This window comes from Mesorhizobium qingshengii (genome assembly GCF_027563465.1).
GTDB lineage: Bacteria > Pseudomonadota > Alphaproteobacteria > Rhizobiales > Rhizobiaceae > Mesorhizobium > Mesorhizobium qingshengii_A.
This window is the reverse complement of sequence record NZ_JAPFQA010000008.1, coordinates 164,596-183,154: the sequence shown is the minus strand read 5'-3', so window position 1 is coordinate 183,154 and position 18,559 is coordinate 164,596. Positions and strand designations below refer to the sequence as shown.

Below are 18,559 nucleotides of genomic sequence, written 5' to 3'. Positions count from 1 at the left end.
GATGCTACTGGAGAGCGTCGCCAGTTGGCAATCCCTAGCGCGCCACTATTGCTGATAGCACCGCGGCCGCCTCCATGGCGTCCGCCTCCCTATTGTAGCGGGAGAAGTATAAACGGATAGTTTCCGTAGCCTCTTGATGAGTAAATCCCATCTCAAGTAGGACGTGCGATGCGGTGATCTGCCCACTCGTGCAAGCTGATCCTTCGGAAATCGAGATCCGATCACTGGCCTTCACTATTATAGACATGGCTTCATTACCAGGAAATCTCAGACTCAAACTTCCGGGTACCCGACTCGGCGCGGAAACATTCTCGATGAATTGCACTTGCCTGCTGCGCAACTCTTCGAGGAACAGAGCCGACAGCCGCCCTGAATGGGCGGCGTCCGCGACGAGCCGCGTCCTGGAGACCTTGGCGGCCGCGCCAAACCCGACCACGAGCGGCGTCGGTACGGTTCCAGGGCGCACGCCAGCCTCCTGACCGCCGCCGAACAACACCGGCAACGGCCGGAGAGAAGCGGCCGATGATATGAACAGCGCACCGATGCCCATTGGGCCGTAAATTTTGTGCGATGAAAGGCTCGCTAAATCGAACTCCGCACAGTCGAGAGGAAGTTTGCCCGCGCCCTGTGCAGCATCGACATGCACGAGCGCCCCCGCGGCACGGGCAATACGAATGACATCGGCAAGCGGTTGAATGGATCCCACCTCGTTGTTGACCGCCATCACCGACACCAAGAGTGTCTCAATGCCGACCAACCGTTCCAGAGCTGAAATATCGATGATGCCGTTCACATCAACCGGCGCTTCGATGATGCGGAAGCCGGCACTCCGCAGCGAACTCGCGGACGACAGCACACTCTTGTGCTCGATGGCCGATACGACAATGTCACGCCGCCCGATGCCACCTTCAAGCGCGGCGAGAGCAATGCCCCTTATCGCGATGTTGTTTGCCTCGGTCGCCCCGGACGTGAAGACGAGTTCCTGTGGATCAGAGCCGATGAGGGACGCGAGTTCCGAGCGCGCAGTCTCAACGGCCTGTGACGCCAACATACCGCTCAGGTGAGGTGAGTGCGGATTTCCGACCTGAGCATGCCACCAAGGTGCCATCGCTTCCATCGCCTCTGGCGCCAATGGTGTTGTCGAGTGACCATCAAGATATATCGGCATGGGCGCGTGTGACTCTGTCTTCGGATCAAGCTCGACCTTATCCGGAACGGGAAAAATTCTAAATCGGCCCACGGTCGAGGCCCAGGCGATTTGCTGATAGAGTACTGGCGGAACAGGAGATGCGCATCCCCATGCCCGAAGGCAACGACGTCAGCGTCAAAGAAATCTACAAAGAGCAATACGCCCACTTCAGAGCGATGAACGACATCCTCTACAAGATTCCCCCGCTGTTCTCGGTGGCGATCGGCGGGTTGTGGTACTTCGCGGCATCCCAGCTCAAGACCGATCGGCTCATTGCCGTCGCAATTTTCTTGTTCGCGGCCGTCGTGAGTATCGCCAGCGTTTTCATCATGGGTCGCTTCAGCCAGGCCTTCAGCCTCTACATTACCAATTTGAACAAGCTCGACGGCGATTATGCGGTCTCGATCAAGAACAAGGACAAGAAATGGCCGCCCTCGACGGTGAAGATCATTCAGTTCCTGTTGTGGGTCGCGGCGGCGATTTCGTGCGCCGGGGTCATTTACGCCCTCGCCCCCCTGTTTTGTCCTCCCGCGCCTCCGGTTTTGCCAGCTCAACCGTCCTGAGCCGCGATCGCCGACACCACGTCTTCTATGTCCTCGTCGGACAGAAATGGTGCCTGAGCGAAGACGGTCGAGGCCTCGCCGCTCAGCCGAGCCGCCAGATGCCCAAGGCCGAGCAGGTTCTCGGCACCCTTCGTCCCGAGTGCGATCTCTGAGGTTCCGACGCTCGCGACCTTGAGGATCAGCCGATTACCGAGATTGTCACGCAGCTGAACGGGCATGACCCCGGCATCTGGCCGTTGTGCCGCAAAGACCAGGTGGATGCCGGCGGCTCGCGCCTTTACCCCGAGTCTGGAAACAATAGAGGTGACGGCGCCCTTGTAATCCTCGGTCAGCATCCATTCGGCGAACTCGTCGTGGATGAGAAACTTCATCGGCAGCCGTGCTTCTGGCGCGGCCTTGATGTTGAAAGATCGGATGTCGCGAGCCCCACTTTGCCTGAAGAGCTCGTATCGCCTGTCCATCTCGATGACGAGCCCTTCCATCATTTCGATGGCGGCCGGTTGGTCAATGATTATCCCACCCTTCACATGCGGCAGCCGCTCTATCGCGGAGTAGTCGACGCCCATTTTTGGATCGATCAGGTGAATGTGCACCAGGGCGCTAGGATTGGTCGCGGCGATGTCGAGGATCAGCGCCTGGATCAGCACTGATTTGCCACTGCCCGTCGCGCCCGCGATGAGCGTGTGCGGGTCGTGTTGAGATACGCCAGCGAACGGCCCACCCAAGTTGAGATAGAGAATTTCGCCATCCAGCTCGCGCAGACCGAGGAGGAAGCTCGTGTTGAGACCGGCGGCATTGCGGTTCAGGGCGCGGCGTTCCCAGAGATCCCACATCGAGACAATCTGCCGCTTTGCTCTTGCCACGCCCACCACGATCTCGCCGGGCAGCGGCGAAATGGAGATCACCCTCAGGCCATGCGTGGTCAGAAGGGCGGACTGTTTCGCCTCGATGTCTTCGACGCGCAGCCGGTCGCTGCCGACAAATCGCACCAAGGCGGCGTTTGGCGTCAATCGCATCCCAGCGATCTTGGCCTGTAGGTTGTAACCCATAAGCGCGGTACGCAGCCGGCCGGCTGTGGCCTCGAGCCATTGTTCGTCCTCGCCAGCCGCCTCCTGCACCTGCCCCGCTCTCCGAGACACCATGCCGGCGAAGCTCTCGTTGTCCCCTGAGATCGGTCCGGCCGCCTCCTGTTCCTCCCGATCAGGCGCGGCGGAGCGGGCAGCTGCATTAGGCTCAGCCTCGCCGGCATCGGCAGCAGGCGCTGTTCCCGCGTTCACGTTGGGATCGGGCGAAAGCGGCGCGGGTGTCGTTGGCGGAGGGCTCGGCCGAGGGGCGCCCCGCTCGGGGCCGGTACCACTGGCTGGGGCACTCTTGGTCCACCGAACGCGCGGTGCCGGCGCGCGAAACTCAGATGTTTCCCACGGCCTGCGATCTCCCAGGGCGCTTCTGATCGGCATCAACGTTTCCGAGGCCTCATATGCCTTTATCAGTTGCCGCAGACCTTCGCGCGTGTAGATCTCCTGCAGTCCTCGAACCTCGGTCACTTCGTCCTGGTCGCCAGGGGAGCCACCGGCGTCTGCGGGGCCCGAAACAAAAATGTGGGAATAGCCCTTTAGATCGATCTCCACCGTGCCGTTGCGGATGCCATTCCTCACCTCCTCGAGTGCAAAGCATTCGGTCAGAGCCGAGGGTTCGTCGAGCAGGATGTCGGCAAGACGCGAAAGCCATAGGTCACGGTCAAGCCGCCCCGGATCGCCGAAGAGCGCGTCCTCAATCCGGCGCATTGTCTGTCGCAACTGCTGGCTAGAATGACGTTTGGCTTCCGCCAGACCACTGGACTCGACATACTTCGCTTCCGTCACAACCGCACGGAGCCTGGGGCGCCCATCGGGCCCCGGGTCGACGCTGAGCGCAAGGATGTCGGCGATCCCTTCCTCTCGCTGGCCCAGCCATTGCGCGTAGTCGTCGAGAAGGAACCACGATGCCGGACGCTTCAAAAGCTCCTCAGCAACAAGTGCACGACTGAGGACCAGGCCTATCAACTCCCCAGCTGATACGCCGCGCTTGGCCGCACGCAGTATGACATCTCCAGAGATGGCCGTCGCGTCGGCGATCATCCTCTCGGCAAGCGCCGATAGACGGTCGTCGCTAAGCCCCAGGCTGAGTTGATCGAGACGTCGACGGACAAGTACCGGCAGGACGCGCAGGTCCGAGGTCGAGGATACGACCATGTTGCGACCGTGCGTCCGTTCGCGCCGATATCGGATGACCTTGATGCCTTGCGCCATGAGCTGCCGCTTGTCGAGAAGGTCGTCATAAGTGGCGACCCACTCGGCCAAGCCGTGAACATCCTTGAACATGGCCTCCAGGCCATGGTCCTGCAGCGAAATCTGACGCGCGGGCAGGTAATGCTCGTTGTCGCGATGCGACTGTTTGCGGATCACGGCCGCCAGAGCGTCGAGATAGGACCAGCCGACCCGAGGTTGGCGGGGCGAAACCAGGTAGCTTGTTGCGGTGAGTTGTTCTTCCCCCACGACCCGGCGATACGACCAGCGAGGCGGCACGTGATCGGCGATCGACGGGTTTGTGTCGTCGTTGCGAGGAACGGAAAACCAGGCCTCCCTGGCCTGACGCGATACGACATCATGCAGGAACGCCACGTCCACGCTGCGCTCGTCAGGTGCGCGCCGCCCCGTACTGCCCTCAAGCATCACCCCAATTCTGAGCTTCGACATGAAGTTGAGCGACGTTTCACTGACGACGATGGCGTCGGGGTCGTTGCCTGACTGATCTAGGAGATCGGTATAGACCTTGTTGAGCTTCGAGCGGTCTCGATGGCGGACGAGGACGTTGCAGTGGACCTCGTCTTCGTGAACTGACCCCAACGCGTTGACCGTGGCCAATGGCAGGCCAGCAGCATCGCAGTTGTAGAGCATGATGCTGAGATTGGCGCGCTCATGCGGCTGCAAGTCGAGATAACGGCCGATCAGCCCGCGGATCTCACGAGCAGCCTCTGCCGGATCCACATCGGTGGACGCTTCCGAGGGATCGCGAACCGGCCGTTCCATAAAGCTGTAATCGTTGAGTGTGCTCGTCTCAGTCAGGAGAACCGCTTCACCTCCGTTGAAACCCGGTACTGCCTCCGGATAGTAAGGGTGAGCGAGCTCGGACCGGAGATCGACAAAAAAGAGCCGCTGGTCGCCGAAATTGACTTCTTCCGCCTTAAGAAGGTGATCAATCAGGCCGCAGAGAGATCGCATCTTTACGGCGGTGGCGGCCATCCGCATCGGGTGCCAAGGTGCTACGATCGCAGCCGGCGTCGAACCGGCAATCTGAACCGTCCCGATCCTGAGTATCGGTTCCCACAGGTCCCGCCGGTTTAAGTCACCTGGCGCCGAGCTACGAAGTTGCTCAAGTAGCCTTGCATACAAATCGGCCTGTTCGAGCTGGGGTGTTCCCCCCATGCCGTTCGCCCGCCAATCTTCGATGGCAGCCGAGTAGCCCGCGACGAAGGTAGTCCATGTCTCTCCAAGGTCCGCGCCGGCAGGCGGCGTCATGCGACCGCCCGCGACGGCTGCCTTGATGGTCCTGGGCAGGGCCTTGCTTAGGTCTTCGACATTGGTCGATCGTGGAACCAACGATCCGGCATCCTGGCGGAAGGAGGGTTGCAAAGTGCCTACGTCGGCGAGGGACACCGACTGCATCGCTCCCTTCTTGCTGACCAGCATGCGCGACACTTCGGCAATGCCGAATGGGTTCTTTTCGAGCCTGGCCAGGTCATCGGGCAACGCCAATCCGATCGCGTTTGGCTCGGCCCGCCAGATCAACTGAACCGTGTTTTTCTCCGCACCGGGGCCGCTTCCCACAGTCAGAGTGAGATCGAACTTGATCTGAATGTTTGCGCGCGACGTCGAGACATTCTCGCGGAATTTCCGGCTCTTGTTTGCGGCTTCGAGGAGCCTTTCGAACTCGAAAATGTGCGGCGTGTCCCAACTGACCGCTGGTGGGAGAACCTGACGCAGCGCCTTATACTTGAGGCTGAAGGCGCGGGCCACGTCGACATTCATGTCCAACCACTGCGTCTTGGTCCGGCGTGAAGACCTGATCTCGATCCCGCGTGGCATCTTGAGCGTACCAAGCTGGGCAAAGAGCCGCTCAATGCTGCGGACCAAGCCATCGAGGAAATCCGTGCACTCAATCGGGCGTCCGTAGACGAACTTTTCCCATTTGGCGCGCAACTGCCTGTTGGCCGCGAGATCCTCCCGATGGGCTTCGAAGAACTCTCGGTCGTCCTCTCGTGATTCCTTGAGGGATCGACCCTTGAGATCGCCGAGATAGGCCTTGTCCGGGTCGCTGAGGCGATCGGGACGCTCATAGTCGAAAAACCGAGCGGTCTCTTCCGGAAGCTTCAGCTTTTTGAGCTTGAGGCCCGAGAAGATGAGAAGAATGTTGTCCTGTTCCCACTCCAGCTCAGCGAGCTTTTCGGTCGCCTCGCGCCACCCGGCCGGCGAGTCGACGAAAGCCTCGATCACCGGGTGCAGCTCGGCGGCAATCTCGTCTCGAACCGTCTCGAATTGATCCCGCAGCTCGTCGGATTCGATCGGCTGGCGATTGGGCCGCTGCTTGGAAAGCAGTGGCCTACGGTCAGTGATGAGTTTGTCGTAGAGGCGCCTCCAGCGGCCTTGCTGCTGCAGGTCCTTTGGCCGCTGCGATCGAAAGTATCCTGTGTCGCGCGGCAATTGCAGTGCCGGCAGCGCCCAGCCAAGTGCGTCCGCCACGGGTAGCGACATGCTGTCGATCGCGGCCCGCGTCATGGCAACATAGTTGCTGAGCTGAGCGAGTGGCCAATCATCGACACTGGACAGGGCCTTGAGGGCAATGTGCCATGCTTCGATGTGCTCTACCGGTAACCCCAGACCGTCGGACGCGGGGAGAACCCAATAGGCGGGCCCTTCTTTGAGTTCCTTGGCGCCGATCAGCGCCACATCGTGCAGTGAAGCGCCCTGATCATCGTCGGTGTTCGCGATAAGGAGAGCGGGACGGTCGCACTCGGCATGACGCCACGCCACGGTCCTCTCATCGGTGATCACGGAATCGGGCAGACCCTGGCCATCGACGAGTGCGCGGGGAACAGCAATCTTGACTTGCGACTGGATCGAAAGGTCAGAAACCAATTGCCTGACGATCGCGGCAACCTGCGGTCCGGTGAGGCGATCGAGCATGAAACGAGCGGTGCCGCTGTCCGCCCCGAGGCCCTGCAGGCGCTCTTGGAGCGCCGCAGCGCCTGCCGTGCCGATCAGATCGAGAGCGTTCATGCTCGCACCTCGCGGCGAAACGGATTTTCTACATAGGCTGCCGAATCCGATAGCCGGTTGAGCAGCCCGAGGCTAATCAGCCGTTCCTCCAGCCGACGTGCATTGTCGGAGAAGTCCTCCTGATCGGCTTTTCCGGCGCCGACGATGCTCGCGGCCTGTTGATCTCCGATCACAAAGCCGTAGCGATCGTGGAGGGCGGCAAGGAAGTCCTTGAACTCCATCCGCTCGCTCACGCAGCAGACAACAAGGGTTTTGAGCAGGCGGTCGGTCGGTGCGTAGCGCACGCGCCGGCTTGAGCGACGCGAACTCAATCCGATCTGCCGCGCCCAGGTCGAATGAACCTTGCCCACATGTTGCGCGTGCCTTGTCTTCGCCCTGCCGACGAGCTCATCGATCAAGTCTCGAGGATTGCTCATCCCGGTCGGTAGGTCGTCAGGGTCGGGCCAGTCAAATTGGCGGCCAAGGACCTCTGCGGCGCTGAGAACGGCATCGTCCGATGCAACGGCGAGCTGCCACTCATGAGAGGTTTCGGCACTGCGGACGTAATGCTCAATGGCAAGACCGGGCAGCGCATTGTTCGCTTGGAAAGAGTCCGCCGCAAGGTCACGGATCACGGTCTTTTTTGGCGATACGATCTCGCAGATCATCGTAATGGGCACCGAGTCGAGCAGCTCACGCGCCCGGTCAAGCTGGTATCGAACAAGATTGAGCCCGGTGATGGTTACGATGTGCGGCAGAGCGTCGAACACCGAAATCGGGCTATCCAGAATGGCGATCCAATCCTCGGCGAGCTGATCGAACATCGGGTGGGTCGAGCAGGGCAGGTAGGCGCCTGGCCGATCCCGCTCGGCAAGTTGTGGCTCGCCTTGCAGTGCAGCGACCAGCCGATCATAAACGGTTGGCTGTTCGAAGAGTTTTCCGACCAGTCGTTCCTTGAGCTCCGCAGCTCGTTTGGACCGGCACAGCATCAGATAGAGAACTTCGCCGGTCCGAGCAAAAAACCGCCTATCGGTTGAAACACCAGACGCCGTCACCGCCGCATCCTCATACAGCGCGCTGGGACCGAAGGGGAAAACGAACTTTGAACTCCAGCGTTTATTGCTGGCGCCTTCGATGGCGGACGACTGCAAGAACCCCACCACAGAGGCAAAATCGTCGAATGAGTCGAAGCGGCCGCGGAGATAACTGAAGTCCCGGCTCTCGAGGCCGCCGGCGTTCTGTTCCATTAACTCCAGCCATTTGGTCCAGGCTGCATCGTCGGAGAGCCCCTCTGCCCCGATGGTCAAAAGGTAGGGATTATTGAAGATGAGATTGCGCAGTCGCAATTGTGTCTGCGGACGATAGGAAAGTGCATTGAACTCCCCTTCCGCAAAAGCGCGGCCGGCGACTTGCTCGGATCGGAGCACGCCAAGGAATTCAAGCAGGATCAGCCAGGGCGTCTGTTCGTCATGCAGGCGATGCCCCCAGATCGCTTCGTCGACCCAGAACGCTGGTCCTGTGCGATCCTCATGGGAAATAGGGCGTTTCAGGATCTCCATCATCAGAGCCTCACCGTGACGCTACGCGATGATGCACGGCCGTCAGAATTGAGGTCGATGAACTTGAGGACGATCCCGTCACTGCGATCGTCTCCATCAAGGAATCGCCGCCGTTCGACGGCGCTCAGCAGCCGTGCCTTGAAGGCAAGAAGGTCCTCGTGGCACTCGAGCGAAAAACTCGTTGGGAGTGCACCCTCGGCCACACGTCCCAAGAACTCAAAGCGCGTCGTCGACAGTTGCAGCGTGACTTCAGGCGGATCATCACGCGCAAGCCGAACCACCAGCTTCATGTCTCCATCCCCGTCACCGAGCAGCGCCACTTCCTCGCCGGCTCTGCGGGCGACGGACACGAATTCCTCCAGCAGAGGACTGGTCCTCGACTGCGACTGGCTTCCTGAACTTGCAAGGACCAGCTCGTCCTGGTTCTGGATCAGCATGCCGGTGAACACCCGGTTCAGCCCGCGCACGAGCATGGGCATCACCTGCCGCGGCAATGCTCGTTTCTCTGCCAACGCACGACTAGTCTCGAGATAGAGCCCGGCGTACCGAAAGACGGTCAGGTCCCAGAGGTCCAGCGTGTCTGCCAACTCATCTGAGATGGTAAAGAACAACCGCTGACGCTGCCCGCGAAGTAGCCCGAGAAAACGGGCGACAGCGCTCGGATCGTCGCCCTCGAGGTAGGACTGTTGCGCCCGTTTATAGGCTGGCGTCTCGCCGTAGACCTGATCGGTTTGCACCAGGGTTCTGTAGGTTTCCACCAGTGCCGGATCGTCGGCGCCGTAGACCAGCAAATTGTCGACTTTGTTGCTCGTTTCCGAGCCGATGCCGAACAGGTTGAGCTTGCGAAAGGGCTCGGTTCTTTCTGCTCGGCTTGGTTTCAAGTTGCCGCCGAACACGTTGCGGTAGGGACTGGCTCGCTCCGCGGTTCCCGCAGCTGCCAATTCGACGACATCGGTGCACGCCATTAGTCCGTCGCGTGCGTCGGGATGGCCAAGAATGATGTTCGTGACGAGGGATAGAACCTGCCGGATGGTAAAGTGACCACCATTCTGTTCGCTGGCTTCGACCAGATTGCAGAGCCGTCGCCGGAAGAGACCCTTGTCGTGGGTTCCGACCAGCCGTTCGCGGTTCTCGCGGATCGGACAGGTTGCCCCATTCAGCGCCGGACAATCCGCGCAGCCGTCCCAACCGGGGTGCAGCGTCACCGCATCGATGACCTGATCGATCATCACGGCGGCGGCAGACCGACTGAGATCCCTCAAATCGAGCTTAATCGCTGAATTTCCGCTGCGGCCAACGACCAGGAGATTCTCCACCACCTCGACAAGAGCGCTTGTCGTCTTGTCGCTGCCGGCGGTCTTCATCTTTTCTAAAAGCTGGCCATGATTGGCCGCCATCAGATAGACCCTAGGGGAATTGGGGTCTGCGACATCCCACGCCATCTGCTCGATCAGCGGTTTACTCTCGTCGGAGCGAAGCTCGCTTAGGTCCTTGACGACAATGAGTTGGCGAGACCCCAAGCTGAGGCGCTGGATCTTCTCTCCGCCATTCCAATCTTCAATCGTGCCTCCAAGCTCAAGCCACACGCGTCGGCAGTGATAGGTCTTTCCGTCGCCGGCGGTGCCCGTGAGGATGATGGACTGGCATTCTTCTGACCTGAAATTGTCGACCAACCATGCGAGATGTTGGGCTGGCAGCTCGATTGGCTGCATCTTCAAGCGAGCCAACGCCCGCTGAATGGTCTCGTCGTACATATTATCATTGGTCGGAATGGGTCCGTAGTTCCGAAGAAACCGGATCCAGTTGTTGGTCGGCATGCACTACCCCCCACGACTGCCGTCTTGTGCTGACGACCGTCCTGGAATTCCAGCGCAGCCTCATGAAAATCCGTCAGTTGCAGACTACTGTAGAACTGGTGAGCCGCAACAATACAAGCCGAAGCTGCCACGCGCACGCGACATTTCTACCAAGCCGCACCTATTTTGACGCTAGACCAGCCTCTACCAATCGCCGGAACGCTTCCGATCTGGTGGGAAGATCTGGCTGGGTGCGACGCCATTCGTCTACGCGAGCAAGTAAGTCGGTCGAGAGCCGCAACTCGAAGCGTTCAGTTTTGTTGTCGATCGGGTCAGGAACGTTTGACAATGGCGGTGTCCGTAATGTACGGTATGTACGTAAAATGTGGTTCGCTCTTCGTTGCTGAACGACGTGCTCCAACACGTCGTTCGGTCTAGCCACACCCCAAAGCTTTCTGGAGCTCGGATCATGACTGATTCCGACAATATCACGACTTTGCCTCTCGTCACCCGCAGGAGAGCAATTCTGGGAACGGTAATTGCAGATGCGAGACCAAGCCTAAGCGCGTTTGCTTGCAACGATCTGGGCGCGAGCCAATCACGTGATCCTGGGGTAGTGGCGTGGTGCGAAATCTCGGCTGACACTTGTGCCGGTGTGGCAGCTAAACCTGAGGCAGTGCCTAGGGAAGGGCAGTCGCCAAAGGACGATCCGGAATTTCCCTGGCCGCAGATTCGCTCTGTCGCTATCAAACCAGAGGATCTAAGAGCCGTACACCTTCACCCTTTTGACCAGCGGACAAGAATTCGACACCCGCCTTTATCAAAGCCGCCTCAATGGCCTGCAAAGTGCTGATCCGGGAATCTACCTTGCCATTTTCCAACCGGGCCAGCGCATTCAGTGACACAATTGCCTTGTCGGCAAGCTCCTGCTGCGACCAACCAAGCAAAGCTCGTGCGGCTCGAATCTGTCGTGGACTGACCATGAGTCCACAATCGGCAGGCAGATTTTCTTTGCCACCTATAGGGTTATTTTGCACCCCGTAAGGTATATTATATGGCGATTCGACCAGAATAAAATCGGTGCGAAGAGGCCGGAGCGTACGCGACAGACTCTTAATCCGACGGATTTGTGGAGGATCAAAAGGCCTTGTTGAAACCGCAACGCTCCGTCCTCTTTCGGACGGGGCCGGAGCCAAAGATCGAAAATGACCCACATCCCGCCGATCAGCATGTCGGCAGGCAGATTGCTACCGTTCGCGTCCAGTCCGACGTCTCGCAGGCACAGCTAGCTCGATCCATCGGCATCAGTTTCCAGCAGCTCCAGAAATACGAGAACGCGCGGAATCGCGTGAGCGCGTCGATGCTCTACGAGATCGGCAGCTCGCTCGGCGTTCCTGTCGGCCGCTTCTTCGAAGGCCTGCCGGGAAACGATGAGACCCGCGTCGAGGCGCGGCCCCTGCCGGTCGACGAGCGCCTGGATTTCATTGCCAGCGCGGAGGGTCGGCGCCTGATTGAGGGGCTGGTGAACCTTCCGCCGCGTGTGCGCGGTCGCGTCTCGTCCCTGATCGCAGCGTTAGGAGAAGAACTGGCCCTGCGAGACACAGAGGCGGATAGCGAAACGGCCGGCGAATCCGCGCCGGCCGAATGCAAGACCGTCTGACGGCCGGTCGGGCCTGTCAGCCGAATTTTCGTGCAGCGGGCAGGGCGATGCGGCCGCAAGCCGAGGACACTTCGATTTCGACGCCGAACGCCCGCGAGCGGGTCGCGAATCCCTCAAGGATGTCTCGCGCTGCGCTTCCAGTGACGGTGACCGGTACCAATCTGCCCGTTGCTGATCCGAGAGACTGGGGGTCCGCGCCGATCACGACGGGCAGGAGATCTATTTCTGCGAGGTTTCCGCCCGCATCATAGCGGCAGGCGGCGACGATGCTTTGCCAGACTTCCGGTGGATCCCATTCGGTTTCGTCGGGGTGGACGTGGAAAAGAAAGTTTCCGAGGCCGTAGAAGATCGGCGAGCCATTGTAGATTTCCACGGCCTGCAGCACAGGAGCGCCGTGGCTGACGAATAGGTTCGCGCCGGCGTCGATGCACGCCCGGGCAAAGGTCTGCACCCATCGCGGCACGTCCTGCCAACCTGGTTCCCAATGATGGTGGTGCAGATAGGCAATGACGAAATCGCCTTGTGCCGCTGCGTGCTGGATGGCGGACAGATGGACACGCGCGCTGCGCTGATCGACTTCGATCAGACGGCCGAAATCGGAGGCTTGCGTGAACACGGTGCCGTAGAAATTAATCTCGTTGCCGGCTGCCACCTCTACAGGGTCCTCCGGTTGCGCATAGTTGGCCAGTTCAAAGGGCGAGCTTTGCAAATGAGCGCCCAGTCTTGCCAGTCTGCTGAAATGTCCGTCCGGCACCTCCATCTTGCGAACGGTGTTCAGACGATTGACGCCGGGCCGAGCCGGCCGGAAGGCCGTGCGGTCTTCGGCATACATGTTGGTCGGGCCTGGGCCTGCATCCAGCGCGAGAAGCGCGACCTCTCGCGCGCCCAGCCGGCGGCGGCCCGGTTTCCTCGCATTCGTCTCGTCGGCCCCGATGCCGGCATGGAGGAAGCCCCGCGCTTCCACCTCCTCGAGCGTCGAGAGGATGCCGCCAGCGCCGAGATCGAAGGCGTGGTTGTTTGCGAGCGCAAGCGCGTTGAAACCGATGGCCTGCAATGCGTCGAGCACTTCAGCCCTGGAATATCCGAAGTATTTGCCCTTGGTCGGCCACCCGCCGTGCTTGCCGAGGATCGTCGATTCGAAGTTGGTGAAGACGACGTCGCCTTGGCGCAGGAAGTCCGTAACTGCGATGAAGCGTTCGTCTTTGACGCCACGAATGTCGTGCTTGATCAGGGATTGGCCGGTAACGACCGCGCAGAACTGGTCTTTCATGGAACTCGCCTTGAAGGAGGGGAGGGCGCTGGCGTTCCGGCCGGCGCCACATCGGTGACGGAACTGGTGCCCGGCTATTGCGAGAGGGCCGGTGAGATATCGCTCTTGAACCATTTCAGGCTCAGCGCCTTGATCGTTCCGTCCTTGGTGGCCGCGTCGATGGCCGCGTTGAACTTGGCGAGCAACTCGCCATCGTCCTTGCGCATGCCGGCGCCCACGCCTGGCCCCCACAGCCCGCCCTTTAGTTCCGGCCCGAAAAACACCACACCCGAACCGGCAGGCGTCTCCAGGAAATCCCGCCAGGTGAAATAGTCGGCGAGGCCGCCGTCGATGCGACCCGCGGCAAGATCGAGCTTCATGTTGTCCTGGCTGTCATAACTGCGGATGGTCACGACATCGCCCAGCATTTCCTTCACGACTGCTTCCGAATTCGACGAGCGCAGGGCCCCGATCGCCCTGCCGGCGAGTGTCGATCTGAGGCGTTCGATCGTCGCCTTCTCCTTGTCGCCGATGGTCGAGAGGTTGACCTTCTGCTTGATGTCGCCAGGATCGAGACCCAGGTCCTTGCGCACCACGAACTGGTTGAAGCCGGTGGCGTAGGGAACGGAGAACGCGATCTTCTGCTTGCGTTTTTCCGTGATCGCCATGCCGGACATGATCACGTCGAACTTGCCGACAAGCAGTGCCGGAATGATCCCGTCCCAATCCTGCGGGACAAAGGTACATTTGATCTCGATGCGACGGCACAACTCCTGTCCGACATCAATATCGTAACCGTAGAGCTGACCGTTCGCGTCGGTGCTGTCCCAAGGCGGCGAAGCACCTTCGGAGGCGATCGAAATGACGCGCTCGCTTTGCGCGCTCGCCGGGAATGCCGACATCAGGGATGCGATAGAAACAGCAATAGCCAGGGGTATGCGCATTATGCACCTCTTCGTTGGTTTGGATGGAATGGGCTGCCGAAAAAACCCGCGGGTTAGGGCAGGGGCGTCGTCGTGATCTCGTGATCAGGTAGGGCGGGGCGCAATCGCGCCCTTCGTCGACGCACAGGATGGCCGTCGGTCGAAAGCCATCGCTCCAGGAGTTGGATCGCTTTGACGGCAATCGAGGTGAGCGATAGGTAGATCGCTCCGGCGACGATGAAGATCTCGTACGGTGCGAACGTGGTGGACACCATCTGTCGCGCCATGCCGGTGATCTCGAGCAGCGTTACGGTGCTCGCCAGCGACGAGCCCTTGATCATCCCCACGACCTCGTTCCCGTAGGCCGGAAGCGATATCCTGAAAGCGATCGGGAAGGTGACCAGGCGAGCGATCTGGAAGCGTTTCAAGCCGAGAGACGTCGCTGCCTCGGTGACACCTTTGGGCACGGACTGGAGGCCGCGGCACAGGATCTCGGTGGTGTGTGCCGCGCTGTTCAGCGAGAATGTCAAAAGGGCGCACCAGAAAGGGTCGCGCAGGATCACCCAAAAGATGCTGGCTCGCACCGCCTCGATCTGAGCGAGGCCGTAGTAGAGCAGGAAGAGCTGAACGAGCATCGGCGTTCCGCGGATGACATAGGTGTATGCCAGCACCGCGAGCGAGAGGCCGGGACGTCCAAACGCGCGGATGAAGGCCAGCGGCACGGACAGAAGAAATCCGGCCGCCAGCGACAAGACCGTGAGGGTCAAGGTGAGACCAACACCCGAAGGCAGGACAACCAGTGCGTCAAACATCAAGCCGAGGTTCATGGTCGCTCCCTCCTACCGGCCGAGTGCCGGATAGCGCCGCTCAGCCAGCCGGATCGACAGCAGCGTGACGGTGGTCAGCGAGAGGTAGAGAGCGGCGGCCGCAAGGTAGAAGGTCAATGGTGCGCGCAAGGATCCGGCCCCCACATACGCGACGCGCATGATGTCGGTCAGGCCAACGATCGAAACCAGCGCGGTATCCTTGAAGAGCGAAATCCAGAGATTGCCATAGGCCGGCAGCGCCAACCGCAGCATCTGCGGTCCGATGATGAACACCCAGCGCTGCCAGGCGTTCAGTCCAAGCGACTTTGCCGCTTCAGTTTGACCCGCTGGCACTGCCGCAATCGCGCCGCGAAACACTTCGGTCGCATATCCGCTGAAGACGACGGAGAGCGCGATGACCCCTGCGGTGAATGCGTTCACCTCCACGTAGCGGCCGGCGATCTTGCTGGCGAGGGTCGTTCCGCCGAAGTAGATGAGCAGGATAATGAGAAGTTCTGGTACACCTCGGACGACCGTCGTGTAGGCCGTCACGACTGCGTTGACGCGGGGTAGGGCCGTGCCCTTCGAAATGGCCAGAAACAGCCCAAATACCGTACCCAGGCAGCCGCTGACAAGAGCCAGGCTTATGGTCACGGTGAGTGCGACAACAAACTGAGTAGTAAAACCACCCATGGGGCGCGTTCCTTGGTTCGCAATACCGCGAGATACGACGGTCCGTGTCACTCAGACCAAGTCGTATAACCCAAGGTTGCGAATTGTTATATTGGTAATTTGGAGTTAATTGGAGATATTGCCCAATTCTAAACGCTTGAAATTACACACTCAATCTATAATTTTTATTATTTTATCTATAACGCACCGTTATATACTGAGGCGGTTCGTTGCTCCCCGGTTTGGCGGTATCTGCTTCCCGGGTGGGCGTTATCAGGGAAAGGAGCGCAGGGATGGAGTTGCTGCAGAGCGACCTGAAGCTCCGTCAACTGAAGGTTTTCCGAGAAGTGTTGCGGGCCGGTTCGACAAGGCGAGCGGCGGCAGCGCTCGGGATAAGCCAGCCGGCCGTCAGTCAACATGTGAAGCAACTCGAGACCACGCTCGGCATCACACTCTTCAAGAGATCAGCCAACCGCATCGTCCCCTTGCAGGAAGCCTGGGAACTCCTGCGAAACGTGGAACTTGCCTTGACGTCGCTGGGTCGGCTGGAAGCGTCGATCTTCGCGATGAAGAACGACGAAAAGCAGCGGATTGCGATTGCCGCGCCGTCTGTTTTCGGCTTCGTGACCTTGCCCAAGGTCGTGGCGATTATCCACGCAAAGACCGCTTCGAATGTCCGGTCACTTTCGGGAAGCTACGAGCAGATCGGCGAGCACATTCTGGCAGGGCGTGCCGAACTCGGAATCTCGAGGCTGCCCCTGGATCCAAGTCTCTTTGAGTGGGCGCCGCTTGGGTCGGCGCGAAACGTATGCATCTTCCATCCCGACCACCGCTTTTCAAAACAGACCTGTATCGAGGCACAAGACCTGGCGGGTGAAACGATCGTCGATATCGATCCCCAGTTCGCCGCCCATCAAATGAACTTCAATGCCATGCGTTTCGCCGGCGTTGAGCCGAACATACTGGTGGAATTCGATTGCAACGGTCACGAAGCCGGATACGTTTCCGCTGGCCTGGGCATTTCAATCACCAACGAGATCATCGCGCGTGAATACGCGGCGTTTCACTTGGGAATAAAGCCGGTGGAACCATCCGCGCTGTATCATTACGTGGCGATTTGGCAGAAGGGCAGGACCTTTTCCAAAGCCCTGGATGTCTCGCTCAAGGCGATCATCGCTGCCTTTTCCACGGAACTGCCTGCGAGAGGATGATTGGTATTCCTCTGGAAGCGCCAACGTTTGAAATTTTAAGGATGCCCTCCCAACTCGGATCGTGTTCGACGTTTCCGGCTTGCGAGGCGCATATCGACGCTACATCGACGCCGGGTACGCGGGGCCGAAGAATTGGTCGCCGAGATGGATGTAGCGTTCCTCTGCGCGAAACTTGGAATCGAGGCGGAACCGCGCGCGGATCACGCCAAGTACTTAGCCACTGGATTAAGCTCCTGAAAGATGACTACAGGGCCGTCATCACCGCCGCTAGCAAATGGCGGAAGCCAGCGGCTACCTGTGGGCTTCGGGATCTGCAACGTAGAGGAGGTAAGCTGACGGTTGCCTTTCCTGAGCCAAGCTTGCCTTGGCCGATGTTCACCGGGGCTCGCAAACCAGGCTTAGGTAGGTCGGGTCAAACTCCGCCAACTCCGCCAGCCGGTCCCAGTCAAGGATCTTGATGGTATGATTGACCCAGGTAATGAGATCAGCTCGGCGAACCTCGCCGATTACCCTGTTCATATGCACGACGGAAAGACCCAGGACGTCCGCGACCTCGGCTTGAGACAATGGAAAATGGAAGCTCATCCCATTGGTGTGCTTCACCACCTGCAATCGCAAAAACAGCTCGCAAATGAGATGGGCAAGATGTGAAGTCTTGGAGCGGCGGCCCATGGCCACGATCCATTCGCGGTGAATGGCTCCGTCGATCAGCGTGTCGAGCCACAGGTGGCGCGTGAGGTGGGGTGCCTGTTCCGTGACCATGCGCAGGCGTGCATGATCCGCAAACAGAACACGGCAAGGCGACAGCGCTATGATGCCATGGTCCATAGTCTTGAGCAGAAAGGCATGGAGGTCGACGAAATCGCCCGCCACCTGCAGCGATGTAAACTGCCGGCCGCCGTCTTCCAGCACTTTGTAGCGGGCTGCCAAGCCCTCAAGCAGCAGGGTGCTGTACGCGGGTCGTGAGCCCTCCGAAACGAGGTCCTGCCCCGCCGCAAAATCACGCCCTGGAGACAGGATGTCGGCCAGGAGAGCTTTCTCTTCGTCGCAGAGTTTATCGTGCTGGCCAAGCTGCAAGTAGAGAGGTTCAAGCATGTTAGGGCTCGCCGTATCCGGATCCGGGTGCCGGTCGCCGAGCCTTTGTGGGGCGGGGCGAGGGTTTAATTGCCCTTAAGAACGGGCCCGTCGCTGGAGGGGAAAAATGCCCGCTTTTACGATGAAATGCCAGCGTGAACAGGAACCAAGGCCGTTGACGGGAATTGACCCAAATCCCTGATGCAAATGGCTCGACATGAATCGGTATTTTTTCGACGTTTATAACAGCAATGGCCATGTCCTCGACGACGAAGGCCAACTGCTGGAATCACGGGAACGTGCGCGGATTGAGGCGGTGCGGATTCTGCATGATGTCACCCGTGAGGAGATGCCGGACCACGAACTGGTGAAACTCACCGTCAAAGTGCGTAGCGATACAGGGGCACAAGTTTTCGAGGCGTCACTCATCCTGACGTCAGGATGGAGCGCCTAGTCATCAGTCGGACGGACCGCCTTCCGGCTGGATCGGCGGCTGGTTCAATAGCTGCGAAAGCGCCGTTGTAGAACGACGTGCATGCATGGTCTGTCCCCGCCCCATGTTC

At 59.8% G+C, this 18,559-nt stretch carries 14 protein-coding genes and 1 pseudogene; 5 read left to right on the top strand and 10 right to left on the bottom strand.

Features of this window, described 5'->3' with window-relative positions:
- Nucleotides 1-34 precede the first annotated feature (34 nt).
- A complete protein-coding gene (locus tag OOJ09_RS19475) occupies nucleotides 35-1,168 on the bottom strand; it encodes a cysteine desulfurase family protein (RefSeq protein ID WP_269906735.1) in 1,134 nt (377 codons plus the stop codon).
- A gap of 131 nt (nucleotides 1,169-1,299) precedes the next feature.
- On the opposite strand from OOJ09_RS19475, the gene OOJ09_RS19470 reads away from it, so the two are divergent.
- A complete protein-coding gene (locus OOJ09_RS19470) occupies nucleotides 1,300-1,752 on the top strand; it encodes a hypothetical protein (RefSeq protein ID WP_269906734.1) in 453 nt (150 codons plus the stop codon).
- On the opposite strand, the gene OOJ09_RS19465 is transcribed toward OOJ09_RS19470, so the two are convergent.
- The 4 genes from OOJ09_RS19465 to OOJ09_RS19450 all read right to left on the bottom strand — a co-directional run bounded on the left by OOJ09_RS19465 (nucleotide 1,740) and on the right by OOJ09_RS19450 (nucleotide 11,384).
- Nucleotides 1,740-7,067 (bottom strand): FtsK/SpoIIIE domain-containing protein, encoded by a 5,328-nt coding sequence (locus OOJ09_RS19465; protein WP_269906733.1) that lies wholly within the window; start codon nucleotides 7,065-7,067, stop codon nucleotides 1,740-1,742. The two genes, OOJ09_RS19470 and OOJ09_RS19465, sit on opposite strands and share 13 nt — an antisense overlap.
- Complete coding sequence (locus OOJ09_RS19460; RefSeq protein WP_269906732.1) at nucleotides 7,064-8,608, bottom strand: hypothetical protein; 1,545 nt, start codon at nucleotides 8,606-8,608, stop codon at nucleotides 7,064-7,066. The genes OOJ09_RS19465 and OOJ09_RS19460 overlap by 4 nt, the downstream gene beginning before the upstream one ends.
- Complete coding sequence (locus OOJ09_RS19455) at nucleotides 8,608-10,422, bottom strand: hypothetical protein (protein ID WP_269906731.1); 1,815 nt, start codon at nucleotides 10,420-10,422, stop codon at nucleotides 8,608-8,610. Before OOJ09_RS19455 ends, OOJ09_RS19460 begins: the two co-directional genes overlap by 1 nt.
- Nucleotides 10,423-11,147: 725 nt before the next feature.
- The gene (locus OOJ09_RS19450) at nucleotides 11,148-11,384 is read right to left on the bottom strand and encodes a helix-turn-helix domain-containing protein (protein ID WP_224685811.1); all 237 of its coding nucleotides are present in this window, start codon (nucleotides 11,382-11,384) and stop codon (nucleotides 11,148-11,150) included.
- Nucleotides 11,385-11,548: 164 nt separating this feature from the next.
- Between OOJ09_RS19450 and OOJ09_RS19445 the strand changes: the two genes are divergently transcribed.
- On the top strand, nucleotides 11,549-12,061 hold the full coding sequence (locus OOJ09_RS19445; RefSeq protein ID WP_269906730.1) for a helix-turn-helix domain-containing protein: 513 nt from the start codon (nucleotides 11,549-11,551) through the stop codon (nucleotides 12,059-12,061).
- Between the two features lie 16 nt (nucleotides 12,062-12,077).
- Here OOJ09_RS19445 and OOJ09_RS19440 read toward each other — a convergent pair whose 3' ends face one another.
- The 4 genes from OOJ09_RS19440 to OOJ09_RS19425 form a co-directional block, all read right to left on the bottom strand.
- Nucleotides 12,078-13,331 carry a CapA family protein gene (locus tag OOJ09_RS19440; RefSeq protein ID WP_269906729.1) on the bottom strand — a complete coding sequence of 418 codons (1,254 nt, stop codon included), beginning with the start codon at nucleotides 13,329-13,331 and terminating at the stop codon, nucleotides 12,078-12,080.
- A gap of 74 nt (nucleotides 13,332-13,405) precedes the next feature.
- Nucleotides 13,406-14,254 carry a transporter substrate-binding domain-containing protein gene (locus tag OOJ09_RS19435; RefSeq protein WP_269906728.1) on the bottom strand — a complete coding sequence of 283 codons (849 nt, stop codon included), beginning with the start codon at nucleotides 14,252-14,254 and terminating at the stop codon, nucleotides 13,406-13,408.
- 53 nt (nucleotides 14,255-14,307) lie between these two features.
- Nucleotides 14,308-15,060, bottom strand: coding sequence for an ABC transporter permease (locus OOJ09_RS19430; RefSeq protein WP_269906727.1), 753 nt, complete (start codon nucleotides 15,058-15,060; stop codon nucleotides 14,308-14,310).
- A gap of 12 nt (nucleotides 15,061-15,072) precedes the next feature.
- Entirely contained in the window at nucleotides 15,073-15,732 is a 660-nt protein-coding gene (locus OOJ09_RS19425; RefSeq protein ID WP_269906726.1) for an ABC transporter permease subunit, read from the bottom strand.
- Nucleotides 15,733-16,004: 272 nt separating this feature from the next.
- Here OOJ09_RS19425 and OOJ09_RS19420 point away from each other — a divergent pair, with 272 nt between their 5' ends.
- On the top strand, nucleotides 16,005-16,922 hold the full coding sequence (locus OOJ09_RS19420; RefSeq protein ID WP_269906725.1) for a LysR family transcriptional regulator: 918 nt from the start codon (nucleotides 16,005-16,007) through the stop codon (nucleotides 16,920-16,922).
- An 84-nt stretch (nucleotides 16,923-17,006) separates the two neighbouring features.
- A pseudogene (locus OOJ09_RS19415) lies at nucleotides 17,007-17,159 on the top strand (zincin-like metallopeptidase domain-containing protein); the annotation flags it as partial.
- Between the two features lie 138 nt (nucleotides 17,160-17,297).
- On the opposite strand, the gene OOJ09_RS19410 reads toward OOJ09_RS19415, so the two are convergent.
- Entirely contained in the window at nucleotides 17,298-18,017 is a 720-nt protein-coding gene (locus tag OOJ09_RS19410) for a Crp/Fnr family transcriptional regulator (RefSeq protein ID WP_269906723.1), read from the bottom strand.
- A 196-nt stretch (nucleotides 18,018-18,213) separates the two neighbouring features.
- Here OOJ09_RS19410 and OOJ09_RS19405 point away from each other — a divergent pair, with 196 nt between their 5' ends.
- Nucleotides 18,214-18,450 (top strand): DUF6894 family protein, encoded by a 237-nt coding sequence (locus OOJ09_RS19405; RefSeq protein ID WP_269906722.1) that lies wholly within the window; start codon nucleotides 18,214-18,216, stop codon nucleotides 18,448-18,450.
- The last annotated feature ends 109 nt before the right edge of the window (nucleotides 18,451-18,559 follow it).